General features: G+C 74.2%; 16 protein-coding genes and 2 pseudogenes. 10 read left to right on the top strand and 8 right to left on the bottom strand.

Annotated elements, in window-relative coordinates; all coding sequences use genetic code 11:
• Positions 1–95 precede the first annotated feature (95 nt).
• The gene (locus RM555_RS20000) at positions 96–1616 is read right to left on the bottom strand and encodes an MFS transporter (RefSeq protein ID WP_311413172.1); all 1521 of its coding nucleotides are present in this window, start codon (positions 1614–1616) and stop codon (positions 96–98) included.
• A 236-nt stretch (positions 1617–1852) separates the two neighbouring features.
• Positions 1853–3211: pseudogene (locus RM555_RS19995) on the bottom strand (MDR family MFS transporter); the annotation flags it as partial.
• A 149-nt stretch (positions 3212–3360) separates the two neighbouring features.
• Between RM555_RS19995 and RM555_RS19990 the strand changes: the two are divergent.
• Complete coding sequence (locus RM555_RS19990; protein ID WP_151453377.1) at positions 3361–4128, top strand: phosphoglyceromutase; 768 nt, start codon at positions 3361–3363, stop codon at positions 4126–4128.
• A gap of 70 nt (positions 4129–4198) precedes the next feature.
• Here the strand turns inward: RM555_RS19990 and phoU are convergent, their stop codons facing one another.
• On the bottom strand, positions 4199–4852 hold the full coding sequence (gene phoU, locus RM555_RS19985) for a phosphate signaling complex protein PhoU (RefSeq protein ID WP_132230787.1): 654 nt from the start codon (positions 4850–4852) through the stop codon (positions 4199–4201).
• 306 nt (positions 4853–5158) lie between these two features.
• On the opposite strand from phoU, the gene RM555_RS19980 reads away from it, so the two are divergent.
• Both RM555_RS19980 and RM555_RS19975 read left to right on the top strand, forming a co-directional pair.
• Positions 5159–6445 (top strand): sensor histidine kinase, encoded by a 1287-nt coding sequence (locus RM555_RS19980; RefSeq protein ID WP_311413170.1) that lies wholly within the window; start codon positions 5159–5161, stop codon positions 6443–6445.
• A gap of 23 nt (positions 6446–6468) precedes the next feature.
• Positions 6469–7152 carry a response regulator transcription factor gene (locus tag RM555_RS19975; protein WP_311413169.1) on the top strand — a complete coding sequence of 228 codons (684 nt, stop codon included), beginning with the start codon at positions 6469–6471 and terminating at the stop codon, positions 7150–7152.
• Positions 7153–7208: 56 nt separating this feature from the next.
• Here the strand turns inward: RM555_RS19975 and RM555_RS19970 are convergent, their stop codons facing one another.
• Entirely contained in the window at positions 7209–8018 is an 810-nt protein-coding gene (locus tag RM555_RS19970) for a hypothetical protein (protein ID WP_311413168.1), read from the bottom strand.
• A 74-nt stretch (positions 8019–8092) separates the two neighbouring features.
• Between RM555_RS19970 and RM555_RS19965 the strand changes: the two genes are divergently transcribed.
• Positions 8093–9037 carry a Ppx/GppA phosphatase family protein gene (locus tag RM555_RS19965; protein WP_311413167.1) on the top strand — a complete coding sequence of 315 codons (945 nt, stop codon included), beginning with the start codon at positions 8093–8095 and terminating at the stop codon, positions 9035–9037.
• A gap of 77 nt (positions 9038–9114) precedes the next feature.
• Positions 9115–9921 carry a sugar phosphate isomerase/epimerase family protein gene (locus RM555_RS19960; RefSeq protein ID WP_207913771.1) on the top strand — a complete coding sequence of 269 codons (807 nt, stop codon included), beginning with the start codon at positions 9115–9117 and terminating at the stop codon, positions 9919–9921.
• Between the two features lie 76 nt (positions 9922–9997).
• Here the strand turns inward: RM555_RS19960 and RM555_RS19955 are convergent, their stop codons facing one another.
• The 3 genes from RM555_RS19955 to RM555_RS19945 are packed head-to-tail and all read right to left on the bottom strand — an operon-like array spanning position 9998 to position 12027.
• On the bottom strand, positions 9998–10570 hold the full coding sequence (locus tag RM555_RS19955; RefSeq protein ID WP_132230792.1) for a CGNR zinc finger domain-containing protein: 573 nt from the start codon (positions 10568–10570) through the stop codon (positions 9998–10000).
• A 19-nt stretch (positions 10571–10589) separates the two neighbouring features.
• Positions 10590–11756: a glutathionylspermidine synthase family protein gene (locus RM555_RS19950; protein WP_311413166.1), complete on the bottom strand. Its 1167-nt coding sequence runs from the start codon at positions 11754–11756 to the stop codon at positions 10590–10592.
• A gap of 1 nt (position 11757) precedes the next feature.
• The gene (locus tag RM555_RS19945) at positions 11758–12027 is read right to left on the bottom strand and encodes a hypothetical protein (protein ID WP_225852019.1); all 270 of its coding nucleotides are present in this window, start codon (positions 12025–12027) and stop codon (positions 11758–11760) included.
• A gap of 131 nt (positions 12028–12158) precedes the next feature.
• On the opposite strand from RM555_RS19945, the gene RM555_RS19940 reads away from it, so the two are divergent.
• Positions 12159–13079 carry a proline dehydrogenase family protein gene (locus RM555_RS19940; protein ID WP_311413165.1) on the top strand — a complete coding sequence of 307 codons (921 nt, stop codon included), beginning with the start codon at positions 12159–12161 and terminating at the stop codon, positions 13077–13079.
• A 1-nt stretch (position 13080) separates the two neighbouring features.
• Here RM555_RS19940 and RM555_RS19935 read toward each other — a convergent pair whose 3' ends face one another.
• Positions 13081–13479: a VOC family protein gene (locus RM555_RS19935; RefSeq protein WP_311413164.1), complete on the bottom strand. Its 399-nt coding sequence runs from the start codon at positions 13477–13479 to the stop codon at positions 13081–13083.
• A 77-nt stretch (positions 13480–13556) separates the two neighbouring features.
• Between RM555_RS19935 and RM555_RS19930 the strand changes: the two genes are divergently transcribed.
• The 4 genes and pseudogenes from RM555_RS19930 to RM555_RS19915 form a co-directional block, all read left to right on the top strand.
• A complete protein-coding gene (locus RM555_RS19930) occupies positions 13557–14354 on the top strand; it encodes an alpha/beta fold hydrolase (RefSeq protein ID WP_311413163.1) in 798 nt (265 codons plus the stop codon).
• Positions 14347–14925 carry a TetR/AcrR family transcriptional regulator gene (locus RM555_RS19925; RefSeq protein WP_311413162.1) on the top strand — a complete coding sequence of 193 codons (579 nt, stop codon included), beginning with the start codon at positions 14347–14349 and terminating at the stop codon, positions 14923–14925. The genes RM555_RS19930 and RM555_RS19925 overlap by 8 nt, the downstream gene beginning before the upstream one ends.
• Positions 14926–15134: 209 nt before the next feature.
• Positions 15135–16580 (top strand): hypothetical protein, encoded by a 1446-nt coding sequence (locus RM555_RS19920; protein WP_311413161.1) that lies wholly within the window; start codon positions 15135–15137, stop codon positions 16578–16580.
• 56 nt (positions 16581–16636) lie between these two features.
• A pseudogene (locus tag RM555_RS19915) lies at positions 16637–16801 on the top strand (ABC transporter ATP-binding protein); the annotation flags it as partial.
• Positions 16802–16850 lie beyond the last annotated feature (49 nt).

Here is a 16850-nt window from a genome sequence, read left to right as displayed (position 1 = left end):
GCCCCCTGCCCCCTGCCCCCTGCCCCCTGCCCCTCCCCGCCCGCCGCCTGTGGTGATCATGAGGTTGATCTCCCAGGGCGCCGCCGACCTGATGATCACCGCACCGAGGTCGGGGTGGGGGTCGAGGGCGGGGAGAGGGGGGTGGAGAGCTGGCGGAGGGCGGCCACGCGGCGTTCGCGGGGTGGGCCGGCGAGCAGGTGGCACCCGGCGGCCAGCAGCCCGAGTCCGCCGACGATGAGCCAGTGCCGGTCCCCGAGGTACTGGAGGCTGACCCCGCCGAGGGTGGGCGCCACGAACGACGCCGCCGGGAAGGCCAGGTAGAACACCGACTGGTAGCGGGCCCGCAGCTCGAGCGGGGCGAGGTCGGCGTTGATCTGCGCGTTGGGCGGCGCGGCGAGCATCTGGCCAACCGTCCAGACCACCGCCGCAGCCAGGTAGACCGTCACGTCGTCGGCGAACGCGAGGGTGGCGAAGCCGAGCGCCAGCAGCGCGGTGGAGACGGCCAGGACGCGGTCCTTGCGGTGCCGTTCGATCAGCCGCGGCACGAAGAGCTGCCCGAGCACGATCAGGACTCCGCCGAGCGCCACCACCGCCCCGTACGCCGACGGGCGCAGGCCGTCCGACCGCATCGCCAGGGGCATGATCGTTGACGTCTGCATGGTCAGCACGGCCAACACGAAGGTCAGGCCCACGAAGGTGAGGAAGGTGCGGTCGGTCAGCGCCGTGTGCAGCCCCGGCTGCCGCTCCCGCCCCACCCGCCGCCGCCACCCCGCCCGCCGCTCTCGCTTCGCCAGCTCCGCCCGTCGCTCTGGCCCCGCCAGCCGCGGCCACCCCACCGGCCGCCGCCGCTCCTGCTCCACCCGCCGCTGCCGCTCCGCGGGGCGCCGCCACCCCGCCCACTGCCCGTGCCCCGCCCGCCGCGTCACCGCTCCGCTGCTGCGGATCGGTGCCAGCCGAGGATCTTGGACACTTTCCGTCCCGTCGGAGCGGGAAGTGTCCAAGATCGGGACAGTCCTGGCGGCGCGGCGGGGGAGCGTCTCCGGGACCTTCCAGGCGATGACCGCCGCCGCGAGCGCGGTGGCGGCGGCGTCGACCAGGAAGAGCGCGACGAAGCTCGCCTCGGCGAGCAGTCCGGCCAGCAGCGAGGCCACGGCCATGCCCAGGTTGAACGCCCAGAACTGGAGGTTGAAGGCCCGGGAGCGCCGCCGTTCGGGCACCACGTCGACGATCGCCGCCACGAAGGCGGGGCTGGGCATCGAGTGCGCCACCCCGACCAGGGCGGCGAGCGCCGCGATCATCACCAGGTGCCGACTGAAGGCCAGCCCGACCATCAGTCCGGCGGTGGCCAGGTGGGCGGCGAGCAGGGTGGACCGCCGCCCCCACCGGTCGGCCAGCACCCCGCCGAGCAGCACGCCGCCCGCCCCACCCAGCCCGTACGCCCCGACGACCGTCCCGGCGAGCGCCTCGCTCGCTCCCCGCGCCGCGGTCAGGTAGAGCGACAGGAAGAGCATCGCGAAGGCGCCGGCCCGGTTGATCAGCAGGCCGGCCCAGAGGTACCAGAAGGTGGCGGGGAGACCGCCCGCGGTGTCGTCCAGCCAGCGGCGCAGGGCCCGCACCCGTCCTCCCGACAGTTCTGTTTCCTAACCGAAGCGTCCTCGGCCGAAGCGTCCTCGGCCGAAGCGTCCTCGGCCGAAGCGTCCTCGGCCGAAGCGTCCTCGGGCGAAGCGTCCTCGACCGTAGGAAGCCGAGGGCTGCCGCGCCAGCGTGTCGCTGGTCACCGCGCTCCCGTCGGCTCCGGCGCCCGCCCCGGACCCCTGTCCGGCAGGCCGTCGCCCCGTGCCGGGTCGACCGGCCGCCCCGGGCCCCTGTCCGGCAGATCGTCGTCCCCTGCCGGACCGACCGGCTCGGCGGGGGCCGTCGCCGCCGCCTCGGCGGCCTGCGGGGCGGGCGGGCGGATCGCCACCACCGGCACGACGGGACCGGCGGTGGCCCGCAGCAGCGTGGCCCGCCGCTCCCGGGCCGGGCCGGAGATCAGGTGGGCGAGCGCCATCAGCCCGCCGACGGCGGCGCAGCCGAACCAGAGCTGGGCGTTGCCGGCCTGCTCCCGGACCAGGCCGCCGAGGACCGGCGCGACCGCGGCGGCCCCCTGCCAGGAGAGCGAGAAGACGCCCTGGTAGCGGCCGCGCAGCTCGGCGGGGGAGAGTTCGGCGATCAGGGTGGCGTTGGACGGCGAGTTGAGCATCTCGCCGACCGTCCAGACCAGCACGGTCAGGCCGTAGAACCAGGCGGTGTCGGCGAAGGCGGTGAGCCCGAACCCGACGCCCATCACCACCGACGCCAGGGCGAGCACGTGCGAGCGGCTCCGGCCCCTGATCAGCCGGGGTACGAAGAGTTGGCCGACCACGATCAGCACCCCGTTGAGCGCGATGACCGAGCCGTAGGTGGTGGGGCTGAGCCCGGAGTCGCCCATGGCGATCGGCAGCATCGAGATGTGCTGGAGGAAGACGAGCGCGGCGAACAGGTTGAGCGTGACGAAGCCGAGGAAGACCCGGTCGCGCAGGATGGTGCGCAACGCCCCGACCGGGGCGCCGGCGCCCCGGTGGCCGCCCCCGACGGTGGGAGCCCGCCGGGTCTCGCCGACCTTGAGGAAGATGACCAGTGCGGTGATCACGGTGGTGGTCGCGTCGACCACGAAGAGCAGCAGGAAGCCGGCCTCGGCGGCGAGGCCGGCGAGGATCGCCGCGCTGGCGAAGCCGAGGTTGATCGCCCAGTAGTTCAGCGAGAAGGCGCGCAGCCGGTCCTTCTCCGGCACCACGTCGATCACCATCGCGCCGAACGCGGGCCGGGCCGCCTCGGCGAACATGCCGAGCAGCAGGGCGCCGAGCGCCACGGCCCACAGTTCCCGGGCGAAGCCGAGGGCGAGCATCATGACGGCCGCGCCGAGATGCGCGGTGAGCAGGGTGGGCCGGCGGCCCCAGCGGTCGCTCAGCGTGCCGCCGGCGGTGGTGCCGAGCGCCCCGCCGACGCCCCACAGGCCGAGCACCAGCCCCGCCTGCGATGCGGAGAAACCGCGCTCCTGCGTCAAATAGATGGCCAGGAAGACCAGGACGAACGAGCCCAGCCGGTTGATCAGGGTGCCGGCCCACAGGTACCAGAAGCTGACCGGCAGGCCGCCGGTGGTGTCCCGGAACCAACCCCGCATCGTCCGCACGCCAGCGCCCCCGCCCGTAATGACCGTCCTGATTGTCGCGCCTTACAACCTAGTGCCAGGCCGGATCTCCGGGCAGCGCATTTTCCACGTGGTGGTCGTCACGACCACCGCCCGCGCGCCGCCTGGCGACGTGCGGCAGGATGATCGGCATGACTGCTAGCGAGGGGCCCACCGTCGGGACGCTGGTCCTGCTGCGGCACGGCGAGAGCGACTGGAACGCCAAGAACCTCTTCACCGGCTGGGTCGACGTCGACCTGACCGAGAAGGGCGAGACCGAGGCGCGCCGCGGCGGCGAGCTGCTGCGCGAGCACGACCTGCTGCCGGACGTGGTGCACACCAGCGTGATGCGCCGCGCGATCCGCACCGCCGAGCTGGCGCTCAACGCCGCCGACCGGCACTGGATCGCCGTGCGCCGGTCGTGGCGGCTCAACGAGCGGCACTACGGCGCCCTCCAGGGCAAGAACAAGAAGCAGACCCTGGAGGAGTACGGCGAGGAGCAGTTCATGCTCTGGCGCCGTTCGTACGACACCCCGCCGCCGCCGATCGCGGACGACGACGAGTTCTCGCAGGTCGGCGACCCGCGTTACGCGCTGCTGCCGGGCGAGCTGATGCCGCGTACCGAGTGTCTCAAGGACGTCGTCGAGCGGATGCTGCCGTACTGGTACGACTCGATCGTGCCGGACATCCTGGCCGGCCGTACGGTGCTGGTGGCCGCGCACGGCAACTCGTTGCGTGCCCTGGTGAAGCACCTGGACCAGATCTCCGACGAGGCGATCGCCAAGCTGAACATCCCCACCGGCATCCCGCTGCGCTACGACCTGGACCCGCAGCTGCGCCCGCTCACCCTGGGTGGCACGTACCTGGACCCGACCGCCGCCAAGGCGGCCGCCGCCGCGGTGGCCAACCAGGGCCGCTGACGCACGTTTCAGGTGTAAGGAAGGGCCCCTTCCTAACGCATAGCGTTAGGAAGGGGCCCTTCCTTACACCTCAGCCCGCCGTGGGGGTGGTCTGGCCGGTGATCAGGTAGACCACGTGTTCGCCGGCGTTGACGGCGTGGTCGGCGAAGCGCTCGTAGAAGCGGCCGAGCAGGGTGGCGTCGATGGCGGTCTCCACCCCGTACGGCCAGTCCTCGCCGAGCAGCAGCCCGAACAGGCTGCGGTGCAGGTCGTCCATGGCGTCGTCGTCGCCGTCGAGTTCGGCGGCGAGGTCGGCGTCGGGCTTGGCGAGCACCGAGCCGATCTTGATGGCCATCCGGTCGGCGATGGCGGCCATGTCGGTGAAGGTCGGCCGCAGCTCCGCCGGAACGGCCGGCGAGGGGTGCCGGCGCAGGGCGGTCTTGGCGACGTGGTCGGCCAGGTCGCCCATCCGCTCCAGGTCGGCCGCGACGTGCAGCGCGGTGATCATCGCGCGCAGGTCGGAGGCGACGGGGGCCTGCCGGGCGAGCAGGTCGCAGACCCGCTCCTCGACGTGCCGGTAGAGCTCGTCGATCTCGGCGTCCCGCTCGATCACCGTCTCGGCCGCCCGGCGGTCCGCGGTGAGCAGTGCGTGGGTGGCCTGCCGCATCGCGGCCCGGACCCCTTCCGCCATGTCCACCAGCAGTTGGCTGACGATCTGGAGGTCAGCCCGGAACTCGTCGCGCATTGTCACGTCCTGTGGTCGCTGGTTGTCGGTCGTCCCGCCGGAGCCGGCGCAACGGTCGCCGGTCGCCCGCGCCACGGAGCCGGCGCAACGGTCGCCGGTCGCCGGCTCAGTGGCGCGGGCGAGGGTCGCTGGTCGCCGGCCCGGGCCGGCGGGAGCAGGTACGCCGCCCACGGTAGGTCGGGCGGGGAGACCCGAGGTGAACCTCGGTGAACGACGCCGGACGCGGGGGTGAACTTTGCCGGAAGCGAAGGTGATTCATCCTATTTGTGGTGGTTGCCAGGTTAACAATGACCCTACGATCGCCGGGTGGAATGGGCGGTGACGGTCGCGGTGGCCGTGGGGCTGGCGATCGGACTGGTCGCCGGGGTGCTGCTGCCCCGGCTCGTCCGGGCGCCGGGCGAACGCGCCACGCGGGCGGGGAGCCGGTCCGGCTTCCCCCACACCTCCGGGAGGCTCCCGATAGCCGAGGATCCGCAGTCCGGCATCGGCCGCCGGACCATCGACTCCCTGCGGGCCGGCGTGGTCGTGCTCGACCCCGACGACCTGCCCGTCCTGGTCAACCCGGCCGCCCGCGCGATGGGGCTGCTCCGCACCGGCGCCACCCAGGGCTCGATCGCCGCCCACCCGCTGATCCGTACGCTCGCCGGGCAGGTGCGCCGCACCGGCGTGCGGCGCGAGATCGAGCTGGACCTGCCGCGGGGCCGCGACAACGCCGGAGTGAACCCGCTCGGGGTGCACCTGCGGGCGATGGGGATCGGGGCGGGCTTCATCGCCGTCGAGGCCTCGGACGTGACCGAGTCGCACCGGCTGGCCCGGGTCCGCCGCGACTTCGTCGCCAACGTCAGCCACGAGCTCAAGACCCCCATCGGGGCCCTGCAACTCCTCGCCGAGGCGCTGCTGGACGCCACCGAGCCCGCCGGGGCCGGCGCGCCCGACCTCTCCGAGGACCTGGTCGCCGCGCGTCGGTTCGCCGAGCGCATCCAGCACGAGTCGACCCGGCTGGGCCGCCTGGTGCAGGAGCTGCTGGAGCTGACCCGCCTCCAGGGCGCCGAGCCGCAGCCGCCCCCGGAGCCGGTCGCGATCGACTGGGTGATCGCCGAGGTCATCGACCGGACCCGCACCTCCGCCGCCGCCCGCCGGATCGAGGTGGCCGTCGACGCCGAACGGGGGCTGACCGTCCACGGCAGCGACACCCAGCTCGCCACGGCCGTGTCCAACCTGGTGGAGAACGCCGTCAACTACTCGGGCGAGGACACCACCGTCCGGATCACCGCCCGCGCCGCCGACGAACACGTGGAGATCTCCGTCGCCGACCAGGGCATCGGGATCGCCCCGACCGACGTCGACCGGATCTTCGAGCGGTTCTACCGGGCCGACCAGGCCCGGTCCCGGTCGACCGGCGGCACCGGCCTCGGGCTGGCCATCGTGAAACACATCGCCGGCAACCATGGCGGAAGGGTGGAGGTGTCGAGCACTCTTGGTGGTGGATCGACGTTCACCCTCCGGCTGCCCACCCGTCCCCCTGACGAGGGCCTGGCGACACCGCCGTCCGCTGGGATCGAGGCCGGTCCGGCCGAGCTCCGGCAGGCCTGACAGCATATGGAAAGGAAGTCCCGTTGAGCCGCGTACTGGTGGTCGAGGACGAGGAGTCGTTCTCCGACGCCCTGTCGTACATGCTCCGCAAGGAGGGTTTCGAGGTGTCCGTCGCCGCGACGGGGACCGCCGCCCTCACCGAGTTCGACCGGACCGGCGCCGACATCGTGCTGCTCGACCTGATGCTGCCCGAGATGTCCGGCACCGAGGTGTGCCGGCAGCTCCGGCAGCGCTCGCACGTGCCGATCATCATGGTCACCGCCCGGGACAGTGAGATCGACAAGGTGGTCGGCCTGGAGATCGGCGCCGACGACTACGTGACCAAGCCGTACTCGCCCCGGGAGCTGGTCGCCCGGATCCGCGCGGTGCTGCGGCGGCAGAGCGCCGAGGCCGCCGAGGCGGGCGGGCCGACGCTGGCCGCCGGCCCGGTCCGGATGGACATCGAACGGCACGTGGTGACCGTCGACGGCGCCCCCGTCCAGCTCCCGCTCAAGGAGTTCGAGCTGCTGGAGCTGCTGCTGCGCAACGCGGGCCGGGTGCTCACCCGGGGCCAGCTCATCGACCGGGTCTGGGGGGCCGACTACGTCGGCGACACCAAGACCCTCGACGTGCACGTCAAGCGGCTGCGCTCCAAGGTCGAGCCGGAGCCGTCCGCGCCGCGCTTCATCGTCACCGTGCGGGGTCTGGGCTACAAGTTCGAGCCCTGATCGGCGTACGCACGACGGGGCCCGCGCCGCGCGCGGGCCCCGTCGTCGTCGGTTGGTCAGGCGCCGTCGGCGGGGTGCGGGGCGACCATGCCCTGCCGCCTGCGCGCCCCGCACACCTCGGCCAGCTTCGCGTACGCGGGGGCGCCGACGAGCGCGGTCAGCTCCGGGCCGTAGGAGACGTACATCGGCTCGCTGCCGACGTGCGCGTCGGTGGAGGAGGTGCACCACCAGTCCAGGTCGTGCCCGCCGGCGCCCCAGCCCCGCCGGTCGAACTCGGAAAGCGTGGAGACCAGCACCTTCGTGTTGTCCGGCCGCTTGACCCACTCCTGGTCGCGGCGGATCGGCAGCTGCCAGCAGACGTCGGGCTTGTATTCCAGCGGGTGCACCCCGTCGCGCAGCGCCTGCGCGTGCAGGGCGCAGCCGCCGCCGGCCGGGAAGTCGGCGTCGTTGAGGAAGACGCACGGCCCGTCCGCCTCCTGGGTGGCGGTGCGGCGGGCGGAGTTCTTGCCGTCGATGGTGTCGTTCTCGGTCCAGTTCTTGAATCCGCGCCGGAAGTGCTGCCACGTCGCCGGGGTCAGCCGCTTGACCGCGGCCCGGACCCGCTGCTCGTCCTCGGAGTCGGTGAAGAACGCGCCGTGCGAGCAGCAGCCGTCGGCGGCCCGACCGGCGACGATGCCGTGGCAGCCCCGGCCGAAGATGCACGTCCAACGGGAGAGCAGCCACGTCAGGTCGGCCCGGATGAGGTGGTTGTCGTCCGCCGGGTCGGCGAACTCGATCCACTCCCGGGGAAAGTCCAGGGGCACCTCGCGGCTGCGGGGGTCGTCCGGGTCGTCCACCAGCACACGGAGTTCGATCTGGCCTGTCACCCGGCCCAGCGTACGCCCGGTGCCCCCACCGGTCCGCCGAGCCGCGCAATCCGGTTGGCCCTAGTGTCTTCAGCATGCGACTGGGTGTCCTCGACGTCGGTTCCAACACGGTGCACCTGCTGGTGGTCGACGCCCATCACGGGGCGCACCCCTGGCCGGCGCACTCGGAGAAGGTCGTGCTGCGGCTGGCCGAGCAGATCGGCCCGGACGGCGCGCTGACCGAGGCCGGCGCGGACGGCCTGGTCAAGGCGGTCGGCATGGCCAAGGCGGCCGCCGCGGGGCTGGGCGCCGAGGACCTCATCGCGTTCGCCACCTCCGCCGTCCGCGACGCCACCAACGCCGCCGAGGTGCTGGCGCGGGTGCGTGACGAGACCGACGTACGCCTGGAGGTGCTGCCGGGTGCGGACGAGGCGCGGCTGACCTTCCTCGCGGTGCGGCGCTGGTTCGGCTGGTCGGCGGGCCGGCTGCTGGTGCTGGACATCGGCGGCGGCTCGCTGGAGCTCGCGGCCGGCATCGACGAGGATCCGGCCGTGGCGGTTTCTCTGCCGCTCGGCGCCGGCCGGCTCACCCGGGACCAGCTCCGGGTGGCCCCCGACAGCGCGGCGCCGCCGCCGGCCGAGGCGGTCGACGAGCTGCGGGCGTACGTCGACGGGCTGCTGGAACCGGTCGTCGCGCAGCTGACCGCGGTGGGCTGGGAGCGACCGGTGGCCACCTCGAAGACGTTCCGGACGCTGGCCCGGCTGGCCGGCGCGGCGCCCTCCGGCGCCGGACTGTGGGCGCCCCGCCGGCTCACCCGCGCCGGGCTGCGCCAGGTGCTCGGGTTCATCCGGCACATCCCGCCGGCCCAGCTCGTCGAGGTGGAGGGGGTCAGCGCCGGCCGGGCCCACCAGCTGCTCGCCGGGGCGGTCGTCGCCGAGGCCGTGCTGCGCCAGCTGGACGTGGACGCGCTGGACATCTGCCCCTGGGCGCTGCGCGAGGGCGTGATCCTGCGCCACCTGGACCAGCTCGGCCCGGTGTGAGTGGCAAGGAGTGTGATCTGGGCGGTTTGCGGTCTCTCGTCACGAGGTGTCGATCGACCCCGGCTACCCTCGATGGTGTGACTTCCCGCGTCCCCGTGCTCCTGTCCACGTCCTCGGTCTTTCCTGAGCGGACCGCGGCGGCGTTCCAGTTGGCCGCCGCGCTCGGCTACGACGGCGTCGAGGTGATGGTCTGGACCGACGCCGTCAGCCAGGACGCCGGCGCGCTGCGCGGGCTCGCCGAGCACTACGGCGTCCCGGTGCTCTCCGTCCACGCGCCCTGCCTGCTGGTCACGCAGCGGGTGTGGAGCCCCGACCCGTGGGAGCGGCTGCGCCGCTCCGCGGAGCTGGCGGCGACGCTCGGGGCACCCACCGTGGTGGTGCACCCGCCGTTCACCTGGCAGCGGGACTACGCGCGCAACTTCGCCGACGGGCTCGCCGCGATCGCCGCCGACCATCCCGACCTGCGCTTCCCGGTCGAGAACATGTACCCGGTCCGGATGGCGGGGCGGCAGTTCGTGCCGTACGTCCCGGGCTGGGACCCGACCGAGACGGGGTACGACTCCTACACGCTCGACCTGTCGCACTGCGCCGCCTCGCACACCGACTCGCTGGCGATGGCCGACCGGATGGGGGCCAACCTGGCCCACGTGCACCTCGGCGACGGCACCGGCGAGGGCCGCGACGAGCACCTGGTGCCGGGGCGCGGCACCCAGCCCTGCGGCGAACTGCTCTCCTCGCTGGCCGGGCGCGGCTTCACCGGCTCGGTCGCCGTGGAGGTCACCACCCGGGGCGCGAAGAGCCGCGCCGTGCGGGAGGCCGACCTGCGGGAGTCGCTGGCGTTCGCCCGCCAGCACCTCGGCACCCCGTCCCCGGTCGACGCCTGAACGCCGCGCCGGGCCAGGTGGACGCCCGGAGGGCCGCCGCGCCCGGCCGCTGCGGGGGCACCGGCCGGGTACGGCGTCAGACGGTCGTGCTGAGCGATTCCTTGCTGCTCACGCCGGCCTGCTCGCCGATGGCCGCGCGCTTGCGGGCGCGGTGGGCGGCCACGTGCGAGCGGGTGGCGCAGCGTTCCGAGCAGAACCGCCGGCAGCAGTTGGACGAGGTGTCCAGGTAGACGTTGCCGCAGCGGTCGTCGGCACACACCCCGAACCGGGCGCTGCCGTACTCGCAGAGCCAGACCGACAGCCCCCAGGCGGCGCCGGCCAGGTATTCGGCGCTCACCGAGGCGCCCCGGCTGGTCACGTGCATGTGCCAGTCGCTGGAGTCGTGCCCGGAGATGCGGGGCTGCACCGGGAACGCCTCCAGCAGCGCGTTGAGCTCGGTCACCGCCTGGGCGTCCCGCCCGGATGTGCCGTACTCGAAGACGTCGCGCAAGCGCTTCTGCGCCCGCCGGAATGTCGCGAGGTCCCGTTCCGCCACCTCGTCGCGCATCCACGCGTTGTCGTCGGGGAAGAGAGCCCGGAGGTCGTCGAGGTCGTCCAGGCGGGCGTTGACGAGGTCAACGCCGGTCCGGGCGTACGCGTCGAAGTTCACGCCCACAACCGTAGACGACTCAGGGGACCCGTGGCGCGTCGATGTAGTGCGGCAGGAACCGCGCGTAGCCGTCGGTGATGAGGCTCGCGCTCTCCCGCACCCCCACCCCGGCCGACTCGCCGTCGACGATCCAGCTGCCCAGCACCATCCGGTTGCCGGCGAACTCCGGCAGCGCCCGGAACTCCTGGTAGCACCAGCCCTCGTCGCCGTAGATCCCCGGGTTGGTGATCTCGGTGTCGCCGGTGACGATCCGCACCGAGCCGCCCTCGCGGCCGAGCAGCGGCTTGGCCACGTACTCGGTCATGCCGCGCGGCGAGTCGAGGTACGCCGGCAGCAGCAGCTCGTGGCCCGGGTAGAGCTCCCAGAGCACGGCGAGCAGCGCCTTGTTCGACAGCAGCAGCTTCCACGCCGGCTCGATCCAGGTCGTCGGGGTGCCCGGCTCCAGCGCCAGCGGCCCGTACGGCTCGGCGAGCATCCACTCCCAGGGGTAGAGCTTGAAGCAGGTGGTGACCTGCTGGTCGGCCGCGTCGACGAAGCGGCGACCGTCCCAGCCGATGTGCTGGATCGGCTGGAGCGTGACCTCCAGCCCGGCCTGGCGGGCGGTCTCGGCGAGGTAGCCGGCGGTCATGTGGTCCTCGCCGGACTCCTCCTCGTTGGACCAGAGCACGTGCACCCGGCGGTCGTGCAGCTCCGCGCCGATCTTCGCCCAGGCCTCGACGAGGCGCTCGTGCAGGCTGTTCCACTGGTCCAGCTCCGGCCGGGTGTGCTCCAGCCAGTACCACTGGATGATGCTCGCCTCGACCAGCGCGGTGGGGGTGTCGGCGTTGTATTCCAGCATCTTCGGCGGCCAGCTGCCGTCGTAGGCGAGGTCGAAGCGCCCGTAGAGGGTGGGCGGCGCCTCGCGCAGCGACCGGGCCACGGCCTCGGCCGCCCAGGCGGGGATGCCGAACTCGGCGTAGCGGTTGCGTGCGACGACGTGCTCGGCGGCGGCGACCGACATCCGGTGCAGCTCCTCGGTCGCCTCCTCCAGCCGCAGCACCTCGTCGAGCTCGAACGCGTACGCGGCGGTCTCGTCCCAGTACGACATGATGCCGCCGTCGGGCAGCTCGGTGTCGACGTACACCAGGCCCTGGGAGCGGATCGTGGCGTCCCAGTCCGGGCGGGGGGTGACCGACTCCCGGCGCACCTCAGCCGCCGCAGGAGGCGAGGTGGGTGCCGAAGCCGCCCCGGTCGGGCACCGCCGCGGCGGCCGGCTCCGGCGCGGTGCGCCCGGCGGTCACCGTGGGCGCCCGCAGCGCCAGGGCCACCGTCTCGCCGCCGCCCACGGGGCCGAGGGCGCAGTCGTCATCGTCGTCGTCCGAGGACATGTTGCAGCCAGAGAGGGTGAGCGCGAGGACGGTGAGCGCGCCGAGCTGCACGGAGGCCGACCGGAGTCGGCGGCGGGGGCGTTGTTCCACGTCATCGTTGTAACCGATGGGGGCCACCGCCGTCCGCCCCCGGTCGGTGCCTGTGACGGTGTTGGGACCTGGCGGCCGAGGCTGCGCCCGCTGCCCCGCGCGGGGTCACCGGCGGGCGTTACGCTCGGTCCATGCTCCGTACCGTCATCCTCGCCGCCTCCCGGTCACCCCAGGTCGAGCGGCTCGTCGCGACGGCCCCGTTCACGCGGGACCTCGTCCGCCGGTTCGTCGCCGGCGCCAAGACCGACGACGCGTTGCGCGCGACCCGCGAACTCGTCGACGACGGTCTCGCGGTCACCCTCGACAACCTCGGCGAGGACACCGTCACCCCCGAGCAGGCCACCGCCACCCGCGACGAGTACGTCGGGCTGCTCCGGCGGCTCGCCGAGGCGGGGCTCACCCCGGCCGCCGAGGTCAGCGTCAAGCTGTCGGCGCTCGGCCAGATGTTCGACGAGCAGCTCGCCTACGACAACGCGCGGGCGATCTGCGCCGCCGCCGAGGAGGCGGGCACCACGGTCACCCTGGACATGGAGGACCACACCACCACCGACTCGACGCTGGACATCCTCGCCAAGCTGCGCAAGGACCACCCGTCGACCGGGGCCGTGCTCCAGGCGTACCTGCGGCGGACGGAGTCGGACTGCCGCGAGCTGGCCACGGCCGGTTCCCGGGTCCGGCTGTGCAAGGGCGCGTACAAGGAGCCGGAGTCGGTGGCCTACCAGTCCGCGCGCGAGGTGGACAAGTCCTACGTGCGGTGCATGAACATCCTCATGTCCGGCGACGGCTACCCGATGCTGGCCACCCACGACCCCCGCCTGATCGCCATCGGGGAGGACCGGGCCCGCTGGTTCGACCGCGGCCCCGAGCGCTTCGAGTTCCAGATGCTCTACGGCATCCGCCCGGAGGAGCAGGCCCGGCTGGCCGGCGAGGGCTACACCGTGCGGACCTACCTGCCCTACGGCGAGGACTGGTACGGCTACCTGATGCGCCGGCTCGCCGAGCGCCCGGCCAACCTGATGTTCTTCGGCCGGGCCGTGCTGTCGAAGAAGTAGGTCAGCCGTTCGACCAGCCCCGGGTGCTCAGCACCAGGCGGTAGCCGTCCGGATCGGCCACCGTCACCCCCCAGCGGTCCCAGTACGGGCCGGCGGAGACCCTCGTCCCGCCGGCCCGTTCCAGTTCCCGGACCAGCCCGTCGTCGACGGGGCCGTCGAGGTAGAGCACCAGCAGGTCCTCGGCGGTCGGCGTGGGCGCGGCGGCGTGCTCCCCGCCGACGAGTTCGAGGTGCCAGTGGTCGCCCGGCCGGCCGACCATGAGCAGGTCGTGCTCGCCCGGCGCCTCGGCGGCGGAGCGCCAGAGCACGTCGAGGCCGAGCCCGCCGACCCAGAAGCGTTCGGCGGCTGCCAGGTCGCGGCTCGGTCGGGCGATGCGCAGGTGCGTGGGGGCGGGCGACATGACCCGATCGTGCGACCTGAACCCGGCGTGAGGTCAAGCCCTTGACGGCGTTAGCTAATTGCATTAGCTTGCAAGTTATGACAGTTAGCTACGTGGAACGGAACGGCGGGCGGATCGCCTACGAGGTGCACGGGCAGGGGCCGCTCGTCGTCCTCTCGCACGGCATGGGGGAGAACCGCGGCTCCTTCCGCCACCTGGTCCCGCTGCTCGTCGCGGCCGGGCACCGGGTGGCGTCGGTGGACGTCCGGGGGCACGGCGCGTCCAGCGCCGGCTGGCCGTCGTACGCCCCGGCGGAGGTCGGCGCCGACCTGCTCGCCGTGGTCCGCGACCTCGGCGGCGGGCCGGCCACCCTCGTCGGCAGCTCGTCCAGCGCGGCGGCCGTGGTCTTCGCCGCCGCCGACAAGCCCGCGCTCGTCAACGGCGTCGTCCAGCTCGCCCCGTTCGCCGAGGAGCCGAAGCTCAACCCGTTCATGCGGGTCGCCCTGGCCGCCGTGCTGCGCAGCCCCCGGCTGTTCGGGCTCTTCCACCGCACGCTCTTCCCGTGCGAGCGGCCGGCCGACGACGCGGCGTACCGCAGGGCGATGGTCGCCACCCTGCGCGAGCCCGGCCGGATGGCGGCGATGCGCGGCGTGATCGCGCCGGCCGCCCCGCACTGGACCGCGCGGGCGCGCGAGGTCCGGCAGCCGGTGCTGGTGCTGATGGGCACGAAGGACCCGGACTTCCGCGACCCGGGTGCCGGGGCGCGGGCGGCCCGCCGGCTCTTCGCCACCGCCGAGGCACGGATGATCGACGACTCCGGCCACTACCCGCACGCCGACCAGCCGGCGCGCACCGCCGCCCAGCTCGCCGAGTTCCTGGCGGTCACCGGTGCCTAGGGCCGGGCTGACCCAGGCGAGCGTGGTGCGCGAGGCGGCCCGGCTCGCCGACGAGGTCGGCGCCGACCAGCTCACCCTCGCCGCGCTGGCCAACCGGCTCGGCGTCGCGCTGCCGAGCCTCTACAAGCACGTGCGGGGGGCCGACGCGCTCGCCCAGAAGCTCTCGGCGCTGGCCACCGCCGAACTCGCCGACGAACTGACCGCCGCCGCCGCGGGCCGGGCCGGCGGGGACGCGCTGCGGGCCGTCGCCGCCGCCTACCGGGCGTACGCGCACCGGCACCCCGGTCGCTACCCGGCGACCCAGCGGGTGCCGGACCCGGCCGACCCGGAACACGTCGCCGCCGGGGAGCGGGCCGTCGGGGCGATCCGGGCCACCCTGCGGGGCTACGGGCTCGACGGCGACGACGCCGTCGACGCGACCCGGATGCTGCGTAGCACCCTGCACGGATTCGTCTCGCTGGAGGCGGCCGGCGGCTTCGGCCTGCCCCGCGCCGTCGGCGCCACGTTCGACAACCTGGTCGCCGCGCTGGACGGCGCGTTCCGGTCCTGGCCCCACGCGGACCGCCGCTGACGGCCCTGGGTCCGCTGCCGCTCTTCCCACTGGAACTGGCCGTGCCGGCCGTCGGCGGCCGGTGGGGCTGATCCTGGACGCGGCGATCTCCGTCCGGGTGGGCGCCGCCGTCGTCGTGCCGCTGCCTCCGCCGCGCTCCGGGCTGCCAGGCGGCGTGGCTCGCCGGGCCGTGGTCGCCGGGCCGCCCCGATGGTCGTACCCTTCGGCGGGTGACTGACGGGCAGCCCGGAACGGACGGCCGACCGGTGACGGACGGCACACCGGTCGCCGCCACAGAAGAGGCCGGGCCCGCTGACGACGCCGGGTCCGCTGACGACGCCGGGTCCATTGTCGAGGTCGAGCCCGATGTGCAGGCCGAGCCCGCCGCGTCGGCCGTTCCGGCGGCGGTGGGCAGCGAGCGGCCGTCGCGGCGGATCGGGCCGCTCGGGGTGGCGCTGGCGGCGGTCATACTGCTGCTGGCCTGTGGCCTGCCCGCGGCGCTGGTGGCCGGCCTGGTGCGGGCCGGCGACCCCCCGGCCCCGGGGGCGTCCGCCGCGCCGCCCGACGACCCCGCCACCGCGGCCGCCCGCCGGCTCGGCGAACGGATGACGGCCGAACTGGCCCGACAGTCCGCCGCCCTGCTCGGTGGGGACCGCGCCGGGTTCCTGGCGGTCGCGGAGCCGGTCGCGCATCCGGACCTGCGCCGCCGGTACGCCGCGCTGCGCGCGCTGCGGGTGACCGCCTGGCAGGCCGGCGCCAACGGCCTGCCCACGCCGGTCGAGGGCCGCCCCGGCGAGTGGCGGTTGCTTGTCGAGTTCCGCTACTGCTTCGTCACGCCGGACTGCCGCACCAGCCGCGTGCTGACCGGCACCCGGTGGCGGGAGGGGGAGCGGCCCCGGCTGCTCGCCGTGGAGCCGTCCCGGTCCGCCGAGACCGGCACCCGGCCCTGGGAGGTCAGCGAGCTGGCCGTGGCCGTCGGCCGGCGTACGCTCGTGGCCACCACTCCCGCCCTGCGCAAGGAACTGCCCGGCCTGCTGGCCCAGGCGGAGGCCGCCGCCCGGGTCGCCGACACGTACGCCGTGGGCGGCCGCACGCCGGACCGGTACCGGATCTTCCACGCGGGCCGGGGCGAGTGGCAGCGCTGGTACGGCGGCGGCCGGCCGAAGTGGACGGGCGGGTACGCGGTCACGGTCGGCGGCGGCCACCACGAGGTGGTGCTCAACGCCGACGGGCTCGTCCCCGGCGGGGTGGACGACCTGCTCCGGCACGAGCTGACCCACGCCGCGTCCCTGCCGGAGCGGGGGTACCCGGGCAAGGGCACCTGGTGGCTGGTGGAGGGGCTGGCCGAGTACGCGGGCGCCGACGGCGAGCCGATCGACCGGTACGCGGGACTGGACGAGGTGCGGCGCCTGCTCGGCGGCTGGGACGGCCGGCTCGACAGCCTCAGCCCGGCCGACGACGCCCCGGCCGACCGGGTCAGCGGCAGCTACGGCGTCTCCTACCTGGCGGTCCGGCACCTGGTCGACCGGTTCGGCCCGGAGCGGCTGCTCGCCTTCTTCGCGGCCGTGGTGCACGAGCGCACGCCGGTGGACCAGGCGGCCGAGCGGGTCCTCGGCGAACCCTGGTCCGCCCTGCACGACGAGTGCGTCGGGTACGTCCGGGCCGTGGTCGGTTGACGGTCCGGGCGGCGCCGTGGCCCCCGCTGGCGCCGGTTCAGGCGGCCCCCGACATTCATGATCGACCGCTGTCGGGCCGCGCCGGGCGACCTGACACACTGGTGCCCGCTCCCAGCGCGGAGCCCCGGTCCGCGTCCGGAAGCGGCCCGGGGCACCCGTCCGGTGGCTCCGGTGGCGCCGCCGGAGCCACCGGACGCCTTCCGCGCGGCGGCCCGGTTCCGACCATCGCGGCGTCCACGCGCGTCGGGCAGCGTCCCGACCGCCCCGGAC

The organism is Micromonospora reichwaldensis (assembly GCF_031845925.1).
Taxonomy (GTDB): Bacteria; Actinomycetota; Actinomycetes; order Mycobacteriales; family Micromonosporaceae; genus Micromonospora; species Micromonospora reichwaldensis.
The sequence above is the reverse complement of the archived record's forward strand: the minus strand, read 5'-3'. Positions and strand labels throughout refer to the sequence as shown.